The organism is Xanthomonas sp. NCPPB 901 (genome assembly GCF_056725085.1).
In genome coordinates this window covers 2,639,057-2,657,092 of sequence record NZ_CM161511.1, presented here as the reverse complement: position 1 = coordinate 2,657,092, position 18,036 = coordinate 2,639,057, and the positions used below count along the sequence as shown (strand labels likewise).

At 69.5% G+C, this 18,036-nt stretch carries 10 protein-coding genes; all 10 read right to left on the bottom strand.

Annotated features, from left to right (window positions below):
- Positions 1 to 38: 38 nt before the first annotated feature.
- Positions 39 to 2,279 (bottom strand): methyl-accepting chemotaxis protein, encoded by a 2,241-nt coding sequence (locus AC1PME_RS11080; RefSeq protein ID WP_481095901.1) that lies wholly within the window; start codon positions 2,277 to 2,279, stop codon positions 39 to 41.
- A gap of 401 nt (positions 2,280 to 2,680) precedes the next feature.
- Positions 2,681 to 4,894 (bottom strand): methyl-accepting chemotaxis protein, encoded by a 2,214-nt coding sequence (locus tag AC1PME_RS11075; protein WP_254458085.1) that lies wholly within the window; start codon positions 4,892 to 4,894, stop codon positions 2,681 to 2,683.
- A gap of 169 nt (positions 4,895 to 5,063) precedes the next feature.
- Positions 5,064 to 7,448 carry a methyl-accepting chemotaxis protein gene (locus AC1PME_RS11070; RefSeq protein ID WP_307550635.1) on the bottom strand — a complete coding sequence of 795 codons (2,385 nt, stop codon included), beginning with the start codon at positions 7,446 to 7,448 and terminating at the stop codon, positions 5,064 to 5,066.
- Positions 7,449 to 7,549: 101 nt separating this feature from the next.
- A complete protein-coding gene (locus AC1PME_RS11065) occupies positions 7,550 to 7,930 on the bottom strand; it encodes a hypothetical protein (RefSeq protein ID WP_254458083.1) in 381 nt (126 codons plus the stop codon).
- 182 nt (positions 7,931 to 8,112) lie between these two features.
- On the bottom strand, positions 8,113 to 8,607 hold the full coding sequence (locus AC1PME_RS11060) for a chemotaxis protein CheW (protein ID WP_254458082.1): 495 nt from the start codon (positions 8,605 to 8,607) through the stop codon (positions 8,113 to 8,115).
- 122 nt (positions 8,608 to 8,729) lie between these two features.
- The gene (locus AC1PME_RS11055; RefSeq protein ID WP_307550633.1) at positions 8,730 to 9,512 is read right to left on the bottom strand and encodes a flagellar brake protein; all 783 of its coding nucleotides are present in this window, start codon (positions 9,510 to 9,512) and stop codon (positions 8,730 to 8,732) included.
- Between the two features lie 59 nt (positions 9,513 to 9,571).
- Positions 9,572 to 11,776, bottom strand: a complete 2,205-nt coding sequence (locus AC1PME_RS11050; RefSeq protein WP_481095900.1) for a methyl-accepting chemotaxis protein — start codon at positions 11,774 to 11,776, stop codon at positions 9,572 to 9,574.
- Positions 11,773 to 12,213 (bottom strand): hypothetical protein, encoded by a 441-nt coding sequence (locus AC1PME_RS11045; protein WP_481095899.1) that lies wholly within the window; start codon positions 12,211 to 12,213, stop codon positions 11,773 to 11,775. Before AC1PME_RS11045 ends, AC1PME_RS11050 begins: the two co-directional genes overlap by 4 nt.
- 334 nt (positions 12,214 to 12,547) lie before the next feature.
- Positions 12,548 to 15,043, bottom strand: coding sequence for a methyl-accepting chemotaxis protein (locus tag AC1PME_RS11040; RefSeq protein ID WP_481095898.1), 2,496 nt, complete (start codon positions 15,041 to 15,043; stop codon positions 12,548 to 12,550).
- A gap of 686 nt (positions 15,044 to 15,729) precedes the next feature.
- A complete protein-coding gene (locus AC1PME_RS11035) occupies positions 15,730 to 17,973 on the bottom strand; it encodes a methyl-accepting chemotaxis protein (protein ID WP_481095897.1) in 2,244 nt (747 codons plus the stop codon).
- Positions 17,974 to 18,036 lie beyond the last annotated feature (63 nt).

The following is an 18,036-nucleotide window of genomic DNA, read 5'->3' as shown; positions in this document are numbered from 1 at the left end:
CAGCCGGCGGTCGGCGACGGCCGCCGGCGGTGGCGTACTCAGAACTCCTGCCACTGGGCCTCGCTGGCGGCCGCCACGGCCGGGCGCGACCGCGCCGCCGGGCGGGGTCTGGCGCGGACCGGGGCCGGGCCGGTCCGCGCGCCCGGGGGCCGTGCGGTCGGAGCGTTGGCGGCCGCGCCGTGGTGGGTGTCCAGCTTGAAGGCGGCGATGGCCGCGCCCAACTGGCCGGCCTGTTCCTCCATCGAGCGTGCCGCGGCGGTGGCTTCCTTGACCAGGGCGGCGTTCTGCTGGGTGCTCTCGTCCATCTGCACCACGGTCTGGTTGACCTGCTCGATGCCGGCGGACTGCTCCTGCGAGGCCGCCGAGATCTCGCCCATGATGTCGGTGACGCGCTGCACCGAGGTCACGATCTCGCTCATGGTGCGGCCGGCCTGGCCGACCAGGGCCGAGCCTTCGGCGACGCGGCCGACCGACTCGTCGATCAGCGTCTTGATTTCCTTGGCGGCGGTGGCCGAGCGCTGGGCCAGGGTGCGCACCTCGCTGGCGACCACGGCGAAGCCGCGGCCCTGCTCGCCGGCACGCGCGGCTTCCACCGCCGCGTTGAGCGCCAGGATGTTGGTCTGGAAGGCGATGCCGTCGATGACGCCGATGATGTCGGCGATCTTCTTCGAGGATGCCTCGATCCCGTTCATGGTGGTGACCACCTGGCCGACCACGTCGCCGCCCTGCGAGGCCACCGCGGCGGCGCCGGCCGCGAGCTGGTTGGCCTGGCGGGCGTACTCGGCGTTCTGCTTCACGGTGGAGGTCAGTTCCTCCATCGAGGCGGCGGTGCGTTCCAGGTTCGCCGCCTGCTGCTCGGTGCGGCGCGACAGGTCGCCGTTGCCGCTGGCGATCTCGTTGGAGGCGACGTTGATGTTGGCGGCGGCGGCCTGGATGCGCCCGACGATGGCCGCCAGCTGCGCGGCGGTGGCGTTGGCGTCGTCGCGCATGCGCCCGAACACGCCATGGAACTCGCCGTGCATGCGCGCGGTCAGGTCGCCGGCGGCGATGGACTGCAGCAAGGTCGACAACTCGCCCAGATTGCGGTCGCTGACCGCCATCATCGCGTTGAGGTCCTGCACCATCGCGCGGAAGCCGTACTGGAAGCGGTCCGGGTCGCCGCGCGTGCCGAACGCACCGGCCGCGGCGGCTTCCGCCAGTTGCTTGATCTGCTCGCTCATCGCGGTCAGGTTCTGCTTGGCCATGTCCATGGTCTCGGTGAGCACGGCCTTTTCGCCGGGCAGGCGATCCATGTCCTCGGACAGGTCGCCGATCGCGTAGCGCTGGATGATCTGCAGCAGCCGCATCTTCACCGCGATGTGCGAGGCCACCAGTTCGTTGGTGCCCTTGACCATCTGTCCGTACTCGCCGGGGAAGGCGTTCTCGTCCATGCGGTAGCTGATGGTGCCGCGCGCGTGCTGTTGGGCCATGTCGTCCTGCGCGCGGATCACGGCGTGGATGCGCGAGCGCATGATCAGCATGTCCTCCATCAGCTCGCCGATCTCGTCCTTGCCGTGCGGATAGGTGGCCCCCTCCAGTTCGCCGCGCGCCACCGCCTGCGACAGGCGCTTGGCCGCGTGCAACTGGCGGGCGATGCCGCGCGCGATCAGCCAGGCGGTGACGCCGGCGAACAGCACGGCCAGGCCGAGCAGCGCCAGGATCAGCATCTTGGTGTTGGCCAACTGACTGTCGGCGCGCTCCATTTCCCGATTCAGTGCGGCGACGTTGTACTGGGTCAGTGCCACGAGGCGGTCGAACAGGGTCCGGCGCAGCGCCCGCGAGCGGGTGTCGGAGATCGTCTGCGCGCCCGCCACGTCGCCGGCGCGCAGCGCCGCGCCCATCTCGGCGTTGGCCTGCAGATAGGCCTTGAGCGTCTCCTGCACGCCGGCGTACATCTGTGCCTGCCTGGCGTCGCGCATCATCGCCGCGATCACCTGCTGGTTCTTCGCCACCTCGGCGCGCACCTGCTGCATGCGCTTGAAGTAGTCGGCCTGGGCCTGCGGATCGTCGGCGCGCCCCAGTTGCGCCAGTTCGTAGGTCCGGAACTCGCCCAGATGCGCGCGGATCTCGGCCAGGGCCTGGGTCGCCGGCATCCAGTCGTGCTGGATGTGCTTGAGTTCGGCGATGGACTGGTTGGTGCGGGAGTAGGTAAAGCCCCCCAGCACGACCGTCAGCAGCGTGGTCAAGGCGAAGGCGAAGATCAGCTTGTCGCGGATTTTCAGGTGCGCGAGTACGTTCATGGGCATTCCAGGTGCAGCGGCGGTTGGAAAAGACGAGGGTGACCGCGCGGTCAGCCGACGCAGGCGAGGCGAGGGCGGGCCAGCGCCAGGGCGCCGTGCCGGTCCAGGCCGTCCCGGGCCGTGCGTGCGCGGGTCCGCCGCGCCGGGCAGGGCCGCGACGCGGATGACGGCCGCGGCAGCCCGGTGGCCGCGGCGTGGCGCCGCCGCAGGAGGCTGGACGATGGCGAATGTCGGCGGCTAGGCATCACGTGCTCCCGGAACGGTCGCGGTCGCGCCCAGGCGGTGTCATGCCCGGGTCACACAGCGTGATCCTGATATCGACTAGCGCGGCGATTGCTTGAATCGCCACGCGGGGATCGCCGCCTGCTGCCTGTTGGTTCCTATCGCAGCGGTAAGGCCGCTCAATCGGCGTCGTTGGTTGGGGCCGCGGTGCGCACCAGCCGCAGCGCGGTCGGCCGTGTCGCCGCGCGTGCCGTGCCTGCGCCGCCAGCGTTCGCGCCGATCGGCGCCGCGTCCAGCCGGAACACCGCCGCCGCCTCGCCGAGCCGGCGGCCCTGCTCTTCGAGCGCCCGTGCCGAGGCGCTGGCTTCCTCGACCACGGCCACGTTCTGCTGGATCGCCTGGTCCATCTGCGCCACGGTGCGGCTGACCTGCTCGATGCCCATCGACTGCTCCTGCGAGGCCGCGGCGATCTCGCCGATGATGTCGGTCACCCGCTGCACCGAGGCGACGATCTCCTGCATGGTGCGGCCGGCCTGGTCGACCAGGGCCGAGCCTTCGGTCACGCGGCCCACCGAGTCGTCGATCAGGGTCTTGATCTCCTTGGCGGCGCCGGCCGAGCGCTGGGCGAGGGTGCGGACCTCGCTGGCGACCACGGCGAAGCCGCGGCCCTGTTCGCCGGCGCGGGCGGCTTCCACCGCCGCATTGAGCGCCAGGATGTTGGTCTGGAAGGCGATGCCGTCGATGACGCCGATGATGTCGGCGATCTTCTTCGAGGACGCCTCGATCCCGTTCATGGTGGTGACCACCTGGCCGACCACCTGGCCGCCCTGCGAGGCCACCGCGGCCGCGCCGGTGGCGAGCTGGTTGGCCTGGCGGGCGTGCTCGGCATTCTGCTTGACGGTGGAGGTCAGCTCTTCCATCGAGGCGGCGGTCTCTTCCAGGTTGGCGGCCTGCTGTTCGGTGCGGCGCGACAGGTCCTCGTTGCCCGCGGCCAGTTCGGTGGTGGCGCCGTGGATGCTGCGTGCCGCGCTCTGGATGCGGCCGACGATGTCGGCGAGCTGGTCGGCGGTGGTATTGGCATCGGCGCGCATGCGCGCGAACACGCCGTGGAAGTCGCCCTGCATGCGTACGCTCAGGTCGCCGGCGGCGATGGCCTGCAGCAGCGTCGACAGCTTGTCCAGGTTGCGGTCGCTGACCTCCATCATCGCGTTGAGGTCCTGCACCATCAGCCGGAAGTCGTGCTGGAAGCGGCCGGCATCGCCGCGGGCGCTGAAATCGCCGGCCGCCGCCGCCGCGGCCAGGCGCTTGATCTCGGTGTTGATCGCCAGCAGGCTGGCCTTGGCCGCGTCCATCGACTCGTGCAGCAGCGCGCGGCTACCGGGCAGGCGGCGGGCGTCGCGGCGCAGGTCGCCGTTGGCGTACTCGTTGAGCACGCCGATGGCGTCGACGAGGGCGTCCAGGTGCTCGAACATCATGCGGTTGATGCTGGCGGCCAGGTCGCCGTACACGCCGGGGAAATCCTCCGGCATGCGGTGGGACATGTCCTTGTCGGCGTGCAGCACCGCCATCCGCGCGGTCTCGCTGGAGAAGCGTTCCAGCATCGTGATCATCTCGCCGGTGGCGCGCAACATCTCCCCGGTCTCGTCGCGGCCGGGATTGTCGATGCGCACGCTGAGGTCGCCGCGCGACACCGCGCGGATCGCCTCCAGGCTGCGCGACACCGGGCGCAGCACCGAACTGCCGATCAGCCAGTTGATGCCGAAGGTGAGCAGCACCAGGATGCCGCCGGCCAGGGTCATCAAGCCGGTGAAGAGCAGCGCCTGCGCCTGCACGTCGTCCATGTACACGCCGGTGCCGATCACCCAGTGCCAGGGCGCGAACGCGGCATTGTAGGAGACCTTCTCCACCGGCTTGGCGTTGCCGGGCTTGGGCCAAAGGTAGTCGACATAGCCGCCGCCGGCCTCGGCCACCTTCACGAATTCGCGGAAGACCGGTTTGCCGTCGGCGCTGAGCACCTGGCCGATGTCCTTGCCGACCAGATCGTGGCGGGTGGGATGCATCAGCATGGTCGGATGCAGGTCGTGCACATAGAAGTAATCCACGCCGTCGCGGGCGCGCATCGACTCCAGGGTGCGCAGGGCGGTGCGCTGCGCCTCGGCCAGGGGCATGTTGCCCTTGTCCACCTCGGCGGCATAGGCGCGCACCACCCCCAGCGCCAGCTCGATCTGGCTCTTCAACGCCTGCTCGCGCGTGTTGCGGATGTCCAGGTACTGCATCCGCGCGGCGAGCACCGCCAGCAGCACGATGCCGGTACCCAGCAACACGGTCTGCCACAGGAACTTGCGGCGCAGCGGCAGATCCGAGAGACGCGTGAACAACGAGCGAGACGACATCGACCTGATCCTTGGAGAGGTTCCCTGAGGTTTAACGGCCCCGGGGACGGTGAAATTGAGCGTGCGGCGCCACCGATTCGTAGACAGTCCCGGCGCTGGCGCAGCCGCGAAAAAAAATCCCCGGCGCGAAGGCCGGGGAGAGGGGATGCAGCGACAGGCCGGGCCGGTCTCAGAACTCCTGCCAGTCCGAATCGGCCAGCGCCGGCTCGACCTTGCGGGCGCGCACCGGCGCCGGCTTGGCGGAGGCCACGGCCGCAGGCTTCTTCGCCGCCACTGCCGGCTTCGGCGCGGCCACGGCGTGCGGTACCTGCGCCGCCGCGGTCTGGGCCGACTGCTCGACACGGAAGATCGACACGGCCTCGATCAGCTGGCCGGCCTGTTCCTCCATCGACCGCGCCGCGGCGGTGGCTTCTTCCACCAGCGCGGCGTTCTGCTGGGTGGTCTCGTCCATCTGGGTGACGGTCTGGTTGACCTGCTCGATGCCGGCGGACTGCTCCTGCGAGGCCGCGGCGATCTCGCCCATGATGTCGGTGACGCGTTGCACCGAGGCGACGATCTCGGTCATGGTCTGGCCGGCCTGGCGCACCAGGGTCGAGCCGTTGGCCACCTGGCTCACCGAGGCGTCGATCAGGCCCTTGATCTCCTTGGCGGCGTTGGCCGAGCGCTGCGCCAGGGTGCGCACTTCGCTGGCGACCACGGCGAAGCCGCGGCCCTGCTCGCCGGCGCGCGCGGCTTCCACCGCGGCGTTGAGCGCCAGGATGTTGGTCTGGAAGGCGATGCCGTCGATCACCGAGATGATGTCGGCGATCTTCTTCGAGGAGGCCTCGATGCCGCTCATGGTCTGGACCACCTGGCCGACCACGTTGCCGCCCTGCGAGGCCACGGTCGCGGCACCGCCGGCGAGCTGGTTGGCCTGGCGCGCGTGCTCGGCGTTCTGGCGCACGGTCGAGGTCAGTTCCTCCATCGAGGCGGCGGTCTCTTCCAGGTTGGCGGCCTGCTGCTCGGTGCGGCGCGACAGGTCGTCGTTGCCGGCGGCGATCTCGCTGGCGGCGCCGTTGATCGCGTTCGCCGCCTGCTGGATGCGGCCGACGATGGCCGCCAGCTGCGCGGCGGTGGCGTTGGCGTCGTCGCGCATGGTCGCGAACACGCCCTGGAAGTCGCCGTGCATGCGCGCGGTCAGGTCGCCCTGCGACAACGCGGTCAGCAGCTTGGACACTTCGCCGATGCTGTCGCCATTGGCCTGCAGCAGGCCGTTGAGCTGCTGCGCCAGCTGCAGGAAGAAGCCGTGCTTGCCTTCGATGCCGACACGCCCGCTGAGGTCGCCGGCGGCGGCCTCGCGCACGATCTTGGCCACTTCCTGCTCCACCTGCGCTTCCAGGGTGCGGTCGCGCGATTCGCAGACGAAGCCGATGTGGGCGCCGTGCTGGTCGCGAATGGCGGTGATGGTCTGGGCGATGCGGGCGTCGGCGTAGGCCATCTCGCGCTCCATCACGCCCTTCTTTTCCAGCTCCGCCAGGGTCTTGGGATCGTGCTGGTTGCCGTACTCCAGCACCGTCACCTGCGAGCCGACCAGCGGCAGGCTCGAATCGAAGGCCGGCGCCACCGAGTGGATCTGCTCGGCGTACTTGTCGGTGAGGCCCTGCATCGACGGGTTGGCGTAGACGATGTTGTAGTCCAGGTCGACGATGAACATGCCGATCGAGGAATTGTCCAGCGCGGTGCGGATGCGCAGGTTCTCGGACGCGACCGCGGCGTCGCGCTCGATGCGCCCGCGCAGGTCCTGCTGCATGCGCTTGAGCGCCTGCATCAGCTCGCCGATTTCGTCCTTGCCACTGGCATCGATGTGCCCGTCGAGCTTGCCGCCGGCGACATCGCTGGCCACCTTGACCGCGTCGCGCACGCTGTTGGCCAGCATCCGCCCGAACAGGAAGGCCATGCCGATCGCCGCGCCCAGGCCGATCAGCAGACAGATCAGCAGGGTCGCGGAGGCCTTGCGGTAGGTACCGCTGGCGGCGTCGGCGGCGACCTTGGCCTGGCGGTCGTTCTCCGCGATCAGGGCCACGACGTCGTCCACGACCTTGTTGTGCAGGGTGCGGGTCTCGCCGGTGAAGGTGTCGATGGCGTCGTCATGCAGGTCCAGCTGCAGCATTTCGTTGACGGACTGGTAGGAGGCGCTGGCCTTCTTCCAGTCGGCCACCAGCCGCTCGTAGATCTTCTTTTCCTGCGGGCTGCCGATCTTGGGCGGATAGTCGGCCAGGATCTTGTCCAACTGCTTCTTCAGCTCGACCGAGCGCGCGGCCGATTCCTTCTTCAGCGCATCGCTGCTGCGGATCAGGCTCTGGTAGGCCGCGTTGCGGTACTCGCCCAGGATGCCGCGCATTTCGCCGCCGGTGCGCACGCTCGGCACGACCTGCGACGAGAGGTTGCCGGTCACGCCATTGAGCGAGTTCAGACCGCGATAGGCGGCCACACCCTGGATGAGCATCAACGCCAGTACGACGCCGAACGCCAGCATCAGCTTGGGCATCACCTTGAGATCTTTTATCCACTGCATGAGCGCGTTTCCCGTAATTCGGAGGGGGCGGCAAGGGGAGAGAACGGCAAACGCCGCCGCGCCGGACCGCCTGCACGGGTCCAGCACGGCGGCGTCCGGGCTTACTTGATGGTGGCCAGCTTCAGGCTGGACGGCGCGCTGACCTGGATTTCGGCGCGCGAGCTGTCGCGCTCGATCTTGCCGATCACGCACACGTCCTTGCCTTCCAGGGTCTCCGGCGGGAAGCCGAACTTGCTGCGGTCGGCGCCGGCGATGCGGGCGGAGAAGGTGTGGCGCGGGAACATGCCGCCCATGTACAGGAAGGTCGGCTCGCCTTCGGAGTTCTGCGCGTACTTGGCTTTCTCGACCTTGCCGCAGACCATGCCGTCCTTGCCGACGAAACGGGTGGCCATTTCCGGCGGGATCATCTGCTGGGACTGGGCGAAGGTGCTGGGGCTGGCGGCGAGCAGCAGGACCAGCAGCATGGGAAAGTTCGGTTTCATGGGGCGACTCCTTGAGAACGGGGGATGAAGTGAGGGCTGCGTGATGGCTAGCCACCCTTCAGCTATCGGCGTGAAGTCGGGGAACTTGATTCGAGCAAGTGATAAGTAGTTCGCATTTCAAATAAAAAACCCGCCGTGAGGCGGGTTCTTCTTGCGTCGGGCGGCCGCCGTGGCGGCCGGGCTCAGGCTGCCTCGTCGACGTGGGCGTGCTGCTGGCCGAACTCGGCGCTGTCGAGCAGGGTCTCGATATCCAGCAGGATCAACATCTTGTCGTCCTGGGTGCCGATGCCGGAGATGAAGCGGGTGTCGACCGCCGCGCCGAACTCGGGGGTGGGGCGGATCTGCTCTGCGTTCAGCGGGATCACGTCGGAGACGCTGTCCACGACGATGCCGACCACGCGGTTCTCGACGTTGAGCACGATCATCACCGTGAAGGCGTCGTAACGGGCTTCCTTCAGGCGCAGCTTCAGGCGCAGGTCGATCACCGGCACGATGGTGCCGCGCAGGTTGATCACGCCCTTGATGTACTCGGGGGCGTCCGGGACCCGGGTGACCGAGTCGTAGCCGCGGATTTCCTGCACTTTGAGGATATCCACGCCGTAGTGTTCTTCGCCGAGGGTGAAGCTGAGGAATTCGCCGCCGGTGGCGCCGGAGGTGGAGGTGGTCTTGTCGTTCATCGTGTGCTCCTGGTGCGCACGGGATTGCGGATGGTGGCGTGAGAGGGGAAAGCGCGACTCTGATGCTAGATCGGCGCGGCGCCGCCGAACTTTAGACCCGATCGACTGGCCGGGTCCGGCGTTCAGGAAAGCACGCCGCTCTTGCGGGCGCTGCGCTGGCGCTCGATCCGGAACACGTAGCGCTGGATCGCCGCATCGGCGCCGCGCGGCAGGTCCAGGAAGCGCATGCCGACCCGCAGCGTGTCCTGGCCGTTGGCGAGCTTGGAGACATACATGTTGCAGACCTGCAGGGTCAGCCGGATGGGATCGGCGTCGGGCAGCTGCAGCACGCAGTTGGGGTAGCTCTGCTGCAGTTGCGGCATCGGCTGGCCCTCTACCAGCGCCACCGCCAGGCCGCCGCCGCTGATGTCCACCACGCGCAGCTTCAGTTCGACCAGGCCGGCGTCGTCCTCGATCCGCAGCACGCACAGCGGCGACTCGGTGATCGGCGTCTCCAGGCGGAAATGCTCGCGCCGCTGCAGGTAGTACAGCGATTCGGGCAGCGGTGCGCGGAAGCCGGACTGGCCGTTGTGGTCGGTGCGTTGCGGGCCTTCGATGCGAAAGCGCAACCGCACCCTGTCCAACTGGGCGAAGCACAGCAGGTAGTCGGCCTGTTCGGCGGCGCGGTTGGAGGCTTCGTTGACGCTCAAGTCCAGCAGCACGCTGTCCTCGTCCAGCTCCAGCAGCGCGGTCGAGAAGGCCTGGTCGCGACCGCCCACGTGCGCGCTGACCTGCGAACGCTGCTGGATCAGCGACTGCAGCAACTGGCGGATCTGCCGCGGCTTGGTCAGCAGGAAACGGTCGTCCTCCGCTTCTTCTTCCGGCGAAGTCGGGGCAGGGGAGTCGCTGGGAGTGCCTTCGGCCATGGTGGAGACGGGGACTGGAGGTGGGTGGGGCGGCGCTGCGTCGAGCCGCCACACGCATGCTATCGGCTGAGCAGGACGTTTTTGTAGGCCGGCTGCACCTTGCCGCCGGCGGCCGCGCTCAGCGGCGGGCGCTGCTCCAGGGTGAAGGATGCCACGGCGCGCGCCAGGGCGCCGGCCTCCTGTTCCATCGAGCGGGCGCTGGCGCTGGCTTCCTCGACCAGGGCGGCATTCTGCTGGGTCGCCTCGTCCATCTGCGCGACGGTCTGGTTGACCTGCTCGATGCCGGCCGACTGCTCCTGCGAGGCCGCGGCGATGTCGCGCATGATGTCGGTGACGCGCTGCACCGAGGCCACGATCTCCCGCATGGTGGAGCCGGCCTGGTCGACCAGGGCCGAGCCTTCGGTGACGCGGGTCACCGAGTCGCCGATCAGGTCCTTGATCTCCTTGGCGGCGCCGGCCGAACGCTGCGCCAACGTGCGCACCTCGCTGGCGACCACGGCGAAGCCGCGGCCCTGTTCGCCGGCACGCGCGGCTTCCACCGCCGCGTTCAAGGCCAGGATATTGGTCTGGAAGGCGATGCCGTCGATCACCGAGATGATGTCGGCGATCTTCTTGGAGGAGGCCTCGATCCCGCTCATGGTCTGGACCACCTGGCCGACCACGCTGCCGCCCTGCGAGGCGACCGTCGCCGCGCCAACCGCCAACTGGTTGGCCTGGTGCGCATGCTCGGCGTTCTGCTTGACGGTGGAGGTCAGCTCCTCCATCGAGGCGGCGGTTTCCTCCAGGCTGGCGGCCTGCTGCTCGGTGCGGCGCGACAGGTCGTCGTTGCCGGCGGCGATCTCGCCGGCGGCGGTGTTGATCGCGTCGGAGGCGCCCTGGATCTGCCGCACGATCGCCGACAGTTGCGCGGCGGTGGCGTTGGCATCGTCCTTCATGGTTGCGTAGACGCCCTGCAGGTCGGCGTCGATGCGCCGCGACAGGTCGCCTTCGGCGAGGGCGCGCAGCAGCTGCTGGATGTGGCCCAGGCCGGCGGCGCCGGCGGCGAGCATGGCATTGATCTGTTCGCCCAGCTGCAGCAGGAAGCCGTGCTTGTTGTCCAGGCGGATACGCCCGCCGAGGTCGCCGGCGACCGCGCCGCGCACGATGCCAGCGATCTCCTCTTCCACCGCGACCTCTTCGGTGCGGTCGGCCCATTCCACCACGAAGCCCAGCCGGTTGCCGGCGGCGTCGGTGACCGGATTGACGATCAGGCGCATGGTGTGGCCGCCGACGCGGATCTGTGCGCGGTGGGTGCCCTTGAGCTCGGCGAGCATGCGCGCCTGGTGTTCGGGATGGCGGTGGAACACGTCGATGGTCTTGCCCAGCAGGGTGCTGGCATCGAACTGGGGCAGGTCGCGGCGCAGGTCCTCCTGCACCTCGCTGAGCATCTGCAGCAGCGGGCGGTTGACGTAGACGATGCGGCGCTCGGCGTCGGCGATCATCACGTTGGTGGTGACGTCGTCCAGTGCGCTGCGGATGCGCAGGGTCTCGCGCTGGGCCTCGCTGTCCTGCTCGCGGCTGCGCAGCAGTTGCGCGTTGGCCGCCACCAGGGTGTGGGCGATGGAGCCTTCCGGCAGGGCCAGCGTGCGGATCGCGGCCGGCAGTGGCTGCTGCTGGGCGATGGCGCGCGCGGCCTGCGCCAGGTCGTGCGGATCGTGGCCCACGTCCAGCAGTTGCCGGCGCATCTGCACCGCCATCGGCACCAGGATCGCCGCCTCCACCGCCACGTACAGCGCGTGGATCGCCAGGATGCCGATGCCGGCCTCGGCGGCGAACACGCGGACCGGCAGGCCGCGGTGCTGTAGCCAGAAAAACAGCACGTGATGCACGGCGATCGCCGCGGACGCGACCACGATCGGCCGCCAATCGCGGTAGTACAGCAGCAGCGCGATCAGCAGGATGACGCCGAAGTGCACCTCGATCATGCCGCCGGCCTGCTGGATCAGCGTCGCCGCCAGCACCATCAGACCCAGTGCCACGGTGCAGCGGCTCAGCAGGCTGCCCGGATGCAGCTTCACCTGCAGGGCGACCACGGCCAGGGTCGGCAGGCTGACCGCCAGCCACGGCGTCCACGCACCCTGATGCCAGGCAGCGGCCAGGCTGGCGAGGGTGGCCAGCGCGGCCACCGCCACGAACAGCCGGTCGGCCTGTGCGGCGAGTTCCTGCAGGTAGACGTAGCGCTCGTTGCCGACGAGAAAACTGCCTTGGGTAGGCGAGGCGCTCATGCGAAGGGTTCCTTGGAGTCGGGGGGACATCCGCACTGGGCGGGAGAGATCAGCGGCGAGGCGCCGCTGGTGGCCAGCAGTCGCGAGATCAGCGCCGCGGCGGCGATCGGCGTGCCGCATCCGGCCAGTTGCGCCGGACCCGCATAGATCAGGCGCGACTGCGCGTCGAGGACGATAAGCGGATAAGGCAACGCCGGCGGCGCCGGTCGGTCGCGCAGGTCGACGCTGTGGACGCCTGGCAGCGCGAGCGCCGCAGGCGCGGCGCATGCGCAGCCGGCGATGCGCAGGCGGAACGCCACGGCCTGGCCGGCGGTGCGGGTGATGGGGGCGAAGGCCAGCAGGCGCGCGCGAATGGCCTCGGCACTGTCGGCCGGTGGCGGCGTGGCGAGCGCGACCAGCTGGCTCGCCGCCCAGATGCTCCAGAGCACCAGCAGCACCAGTCCCCATGGCAGGCGGGCGAGACGTCGCGGACGGGGCGTCGTGGCGGAACGTGCCTGCGGCATGGAAGATCGGCCAGCGTGACGCCGGCACGCACCGGCTTTTCACGTTATCGACAGTGCGCCTGGTTCCTTAAGGTTGCATTCATCACAATTCACTGTGTGGTAACGACGCTGACGGCGCTTTCGCTCGCAAGCGCTGACTTACGCGCCTGGAAACGCGATCGGCCGCAGAACGGCCGCGGCCGATCGGGCCGTGCGCCTTGCCGCCCGGCGCAAGCATTGCGTTGGCCGGGGGCAGAGCGGGTGGAGACCGGCGGCCGCGCGGGCCGGCTCAGGCGGCTGCGTGAGCCGGCCTGCGCGCGGACGGCAGCGTCGGCGCGCGGGCCGAGGGCGCCGCCTCCACCTTGAATACCGCCACCGCTTGGCGCAGTTGGCCGGCCTGTTCCTCCATCGAGCGCGCGGCGGCGGTGGCTTCCTCCACCAGCGCGGCGTTCTGCTGGGTGGTCTCGTCCATCTGGGTGACGGTCTGGTTGACCTGCTCGATGCCGGCCGACTGCTCCTGCGAGGCGGCCGAGATCTCGCCCATGATGTCGGTCACGCGCTGCACCGAGGCGACGATCTCGGTCATGGTCTGGCCGGCCTGGCGCACCAGGGTCGAGCCCTTGGCCACCTGGCTCACCGAGGCGTCGATCAGGCCCTTGATCTCCTTGGCGGCGTTGGCCGAGCGCTGCGCCAGGGTGCGCACTTCGCTGGCGACGACGGCGAAGCCGCGGCCTTGTTCGCCGGCGCGCGCGGCTTCCACCGCGGCGTTGAGCGCCAGGATATTGGTCTGGAACGCGATGCCGTCGATCACGCTGATGATGTCGGCGATCTTCTTGGAGGAGGCCTCGATGCCGCTCATGGTCTGGACCACCTGGCCGACCACCGCGCCGCCCTGCGAGGCCACCGCGGCCGCACCGCTGGCGAGCTGGTTGGCCTGGCGTGCGCGCTCGGCGTTCTGCTTCACGGTGGAGGTCAGTTCCTCCATCGATGCGGCGGTTTCTTCCAGGCTGGCGGCCTGCTGTTCGGTGCGGCGCGAGAGGTCGTCGTTGCCGGCGGCGATCTCGCTGGCGGCGCCGTTGATGCTGACCGCGGCGGTCTGGATGCGCGCCACGATCGCCGCCAGTTGTTCGGCGGTGGCATTGGCGTCGTCGCGCATCGCCGCGAACACGCCCTGGAAGTCGCCGTGCATGCGCGCGGTCAGGTCGCCGGCGGCGATGGACTGCAGCAGGGCCGACAGCGCCTGCAGGTTGCCGTCGGCGGTGGCCATCAGCTGGTTGAGGCTGTCGACCATCAGCCGGAAGTCGTACTGGAAGCGCTCGGTGTCGCCACGCACGCTGAAATCGCCTGCGGCAGCCGCCCCGGCCAGATGCTTGATCTCGCGGTTCATCGCGGTCAGGTTGCGCTTGACCGTGTCCATGGTCTCGGTGAGCGCGGCCTTCTCGCCGGGCAGCCGGTCCATGTCCTCGGACAGGTCGCCGATGGCGTAGCGGCCCATGATCTGCGCCAGGCGCTCGGTCACCGCGATGTGCGCGGCGGACAGGGCATTGCTGTCGCGGACCATGCGCCCGTAGTCGCCGGGGAACAGGCTTTCGTCCATGCGGTAGCTGGTCTGGCCCGCATCGTGGCGCCGCGCCATCTCGGTCTGTGCGGCCAATACCTCGCGCAGTTGCTGCTGCATGCGCTGCATGTCGGCCAGCAGGCGCCCGCTTTCGTCGCGGCTTGGCACCACGATCCGGGCATCCAGGCGTCCCTGGGCGATGTCGGCGGCGACCCCGGCGGCGCGGCGCACGTTGCGGGTGAGGGTGCTCAGGGTATGCACGCACACCGCCGCGATCAGCAGCGTCAGCAGGCTGAGCCCGGCCACTGCGGTCCACATCGCCTGCAACGAGGCGTCCAGGTGCCGCTGCGACTGGCGTTGCAGTGCCTGCAGCGCGGTGGCGCTGAGGCCGTGCAAGGCCGCGTCCCAGCCGTGCAGGGCCGCGTTCCAGCGCTGATCGGCATCGGCGCCGCCGCCATCCAGGGCCTGCGCCAGCTGCGGCAGGGCGCGATCGGCGACGGCGGCCTCGGCGGCGACGGCGCGCGCCAGCGCCGGGTCCGGTTGCTCGAGCAGGCCCAGGGCCTTCTTCAGCTCATGCCGCAGGCGTGCGTGGTCGCGCGCGAGCTCGGCGATCTGCGCGCGCAGGATCGGCAGTTCGGCGCCGGCCTGGGATGGGGCGCGCATCGCATCCAGGCGGGTCAGGGTGCTGCTGGTGACCGGCGCGTAGATCAGGCTGCTGACCACCAGGTGGTAGCTTTCCACGTACGGCGTATACACCAGCTGGCTGTCGTCGCGCAGGGCGTCCAGCGCGTCGTCGGCCTGGTCGGCGACCGTCGCGGAGTCGTTGCGCCGGGTCTGCAAGGTCTGCTGCAACCGCGCCAGCGCCGCCGTGCTGCGCTCGAAGCCGGGCAGGGCCGGCACGGTCCGCTGCAGTTCGCGCAGCGCACGGTCGGCGCTGGCGCGTGCCTGCGCCGCGTCGGCGGCGCCGCCGACTTGTTCTTCCTGCAGGGCCGCCAGCAGCGTCAGCATCTGGCGCAAGGGCGCATAGCTGCGCAGCTCGGCGCGGCTCACTTCCACGCCGTCGTTGAGCGTGCGGGTGTACAGCAGCAGGGGAATCACCAGCCCGATCAGGGCCAGCACGCCGATCAGGCTGAGCTTGCGCGCAATGGGAAGGTCGTGCCAGACCCGCCAGCGGGAGCGGCGTTCGGAGGCGGGCGGAGCGGCGTTGTTCGCGGGGGGCGACGTCATTGCGCGGGTCTCTGAGGGAGAGCGAAGGAAGGCAGGCGCTCCATAGGGAATGCATGCCGTGGGAATACGGGTGGAACCGGACGACCGTCGAACCTCGCCTGGCCCGGATGCGCGTCTGCAATGGGATTGGCAGCGCTCGACCGGGCCGGGCAGATCTTTAGCGGCCGCCACGGAGGAAACTTTGAATCTGTGATGGCCGCCGAATTACGCCGGCACCGTGTTACGTGTGCCACCGCGAGCTCGATCGGGCAGGACATACGCGGTACGCGCTTGTGCGGATGCAGCCGCGAGGCAGGTCCTTGCGCGATCCGCGCGCGGCGGCATGGTCCTGGTGTTCATGGGGCAGCGCGAAGCGATGCCGGGGCGGCCGTGACCGGCGCGGCGACCTGCATGCGGCCATCCACCCTCGCCCCAGAGGGGGACGGTATGCCGCCTTCGCACGCGGGGCCTGCAGCAGGCGTCGCTTGCCCGGCGTCGTTCGGTATCGACGGGCGCGTCATCGGAGTGGGGAAACGCGGGGCGGTTCCGCACCGGCGTGCCGCGAGCGATGGGGCCTAGTAAGGGTCGGACCGGCCGTCGCCGGCTGCGCGTGTCCGCGCCGCCGGCGTTCGATCGGGCCCAAAATGGCGGCTGTGCCGCATGTACGGGCGTGGTGGCCAGACCGCAGGGGCCTGGCCAATGTGGCCTCAGAACTCCTGCCAGGCGTCGCCGTTGCTGGCGGCGGCCACGACTGCGCGGCGTGCGGCCGGTTGCGGCGTCGGGCCGGCCTTGGTCGCGCTCCGGCCCGCCGGCTTGGCCGGCACCGCGCGGACCGCTGGCGGCCGCGCGGTCGTAGCAACACGGTCGATCTTGAACAGCGCCACCGCATCGCTCAGTTGCACGGCCTGTTCCTCCATCGACCGCGCCGCGGCGGTGGCTTCTTCCACCAGGGCGGCGTTTTGCTGGGTGGTCTCGTCCATCTGGGTGACGGTCTGGTTGACCTGCTCGATACCGGCCGACTGTTCCTGCGAGGCCGCCGAGATCTCGCCCATGATGTCGGTGACGCGCTGCACCGAGGCGACGATCTCCTGCATGGTGTGGCCCGCCTGGCCGACCAATGCCGAGCCGGTGGCGACGCGGCCGACGGAGTCGTCGATCAATGTCTTGATTTCCTTGGCGGCACCGGCCGAGCGCTGGGCGAGGCTGCGCACCTCGCTGGCGACCACGGCGAAGCCCCGGCCCTGGTCACCGGCGCGGGCGGCTTCCACCGCGGCGTTGAGCGCCAGGATGTTGGTCTGGAACGCGATGCCGTCGATGACGCCGATGATGTCGGCGATCCTCTTCGAGGAGGCCTCGATGCCGCTCATGGTCTGGACGACCTGGTCGACCACGCTGCCGCCCTGTGCGGCCACCGCGGCCGCCCCCACCGCCAACTGGTTGGCCTGACGGGCGTGCTCGGCATTCTGCTTGACGGTGGAGGTCAGCTCTTCCATCGAGGCGGCGGTCTCTTCCAGGCTGGCGGCCTGCTGTTCGGTGCGGCGCGACAGGTCGTCGTTGCCGGTGGCGATCTCGCTGGCGGCGGCGTTGATGCTGACCGCCGCGGTCTGGATGCGGCCGACGATGCCGGTCAACTGGTCGGCGGTGGCGTTGGCGTCGTCGCGCATGGTGGCGAACACGCCATGGAACTCGCCTTCCATGCGCGCGGTCAGGTCGCCGGCGGCGATGGCCTGCAGCAGCGAAGACAGCTTGCCCAGGTTGCGGTCGCTGACCTCCATCATCGCGTTGAGGTCCTGCACCATCAGCCGGAAGTCGTGCTGGAAGTGCGCTGCATCGCCGCGGGCGCTGAAGTCGCCGGCCGCGGCGGCCGCCGCCAGGCGCTTGATCTCGGTATTGATCGCCAGCAGGCTGGCCTTGGCCGCATCCATCGATTCGTGCAGTACCGCGCGGCTGCCGGGCAGGCGACGCGCGTCGCGGCGCAGGTCGCCGTTGGCGTACTCGTTGAGCACGCCGATGGCGTCGACGATGGCGTCCAGGTGCTCGAACATCATGGTGTTGATGCCCTTGCTCAGCTCGCCATACACGCCAGGGAAGTCCTGCGGCATGCGGTGGCGCATGTCCTTGTCGGCATGCAGCTCGATCATCCGCGCGGTTTCGCCGGAGAAGCGCTGCAACTGGGTCTGCATGCGGCCCATCGCCAGCAGCAGGCGGCCGGGTTCGTCGTGCGCGTCGGTGGTCACGTCGTTGTCCAGGCGCCCGTCGGCGATGGCTTCGGCGGCGCGGGTGGCGCGGCGCAGCGGTCCGGTCAGGCTGCGGGTGATGGTCCACCCCAGCAGGCCGCTGACCAGCAGGACGGCGAGGCCGCCGGCGATCAGGACGATGCGGCCGCGCGCCATCGCCGCCGAGGACGCCGTATAAGCGTCCTGGCTCAGGCGCCGCTGCAGATCGGCATTGGCGCGGATCGCCGCCTGCTGCTTCTCCATCGCCACCGACGCATCGCCGAGCAACAGCGCCTGCGCCTGCGCGTTCTGGTCCTTTTCGCCCAGTGCCAGCACCTGGTCGTTGAGTTGCATCGACCGCGTCCGCGCGGCCTGGATCACGGCCATGGCCTGGTGTTCGCGCGCACTTGCCGGCATCGCCGACAGCGCATCGTGCGCGGCCTTGTAGCGCGCCCGGTTGGTCTTCACGATGTTCAGCATCTTCTGGTTGGCCGCATCGCCCTGGACGATGCTGATGGCCAGTAGCCCGATCTGCACATTGGTGTTGGCATCCAGCATCTCGTTGGAGAGCCGGACCTTCTCCATGTTGCCGTTGACGATGCTGTCCAGTTCGCGATGCGCCCTGGTCATGGTCAGCAAGCCCATGGCGACCAGCACGCCGGACAGCAGGATGAGGATGCCGAACGCCATGCCCAGGCGCCGGCCGACGTTGTAGCGTTGCAGAAGTGCGTTCATAACCGACCTTTCGGGGGAACAGGAGGAGTCGGGGTCGCAGGTGCTGGCAGGCCAGCCATGCGA

What these genes read in the sequence shown, in the direction of transcription:
- AC1PME_RS11080 (WP_481095901.1), bottom strand. Translation starts at nt 2,279, where the DNA reads ATGAACGTACTCGCGCACCTGAAAATCCGCGACAAGCTGATCTTCGCC.
- AC1PME_RS11075 (WP_254458085.1), bottom strand. Translation starts at nt 4,894, where the DNA reads ATGTCGTCTCGCTCGTTGTTCACGCGTCTCTCGGATCTGCCGCTGCGC.
- AC1PME_RS11070 (WP_307550635.1), bottom strand. Translation starts at nt 7,448, where the DNA reads ATGCAGTGGATAAAAGATCTCAAGGTGATGCCCAAGCTGATGCTGGCG.
- AC1PME_RS11065 (WP_254458083.1), bottom strand. Translation starts at nt 7,930, where the DNA reads ATGAAACCGAACTTTCCCATGCTGCTGGTCCTGCTGCTCGCCGCCAGC.
- AC1PME_RS11060 (WP_254458082.1), bottom strand. Translation starts at nt 8,607, where the DNA reads ATGAACGACAAGACCACCTCCACCTCCGGCGCCACCGGCGGCGAATTC.
- AC1PME_RS11055 (WP_307550633.1), bottom strand. Translation starts at nt 9,512, where the DNA reads ATGGCCGAAGGCACTCCCAGCGACTCCCCTGCCCCGACTTCGCCGGAA.
- AC1PME_RS11050 (WP_481095900.1), bottom strand. Translation starts at nt 11,776, where the DNA reads ATGAGCGCCTCGCCTACCCAAGGCAGTTTTCTCGTCGGCAACGAGCGC.
- AC1PME_RS11040 (WP_481095898.1), bottom strand. Translation starts at nt 15,043, where the DNA reads ATGACGTCGCCCCCCGCGAACAACGCCGCTCCGCCCGCCTCCGAACGC.
- AC1PME_RS11035 (WP_481095897.1), bottom strand. Translation starts at nt 17,973, where the DNA reads ATGAACGCACTTCTGCAACGCTACAACGTCGGCCGGCGCCTGGGCATG.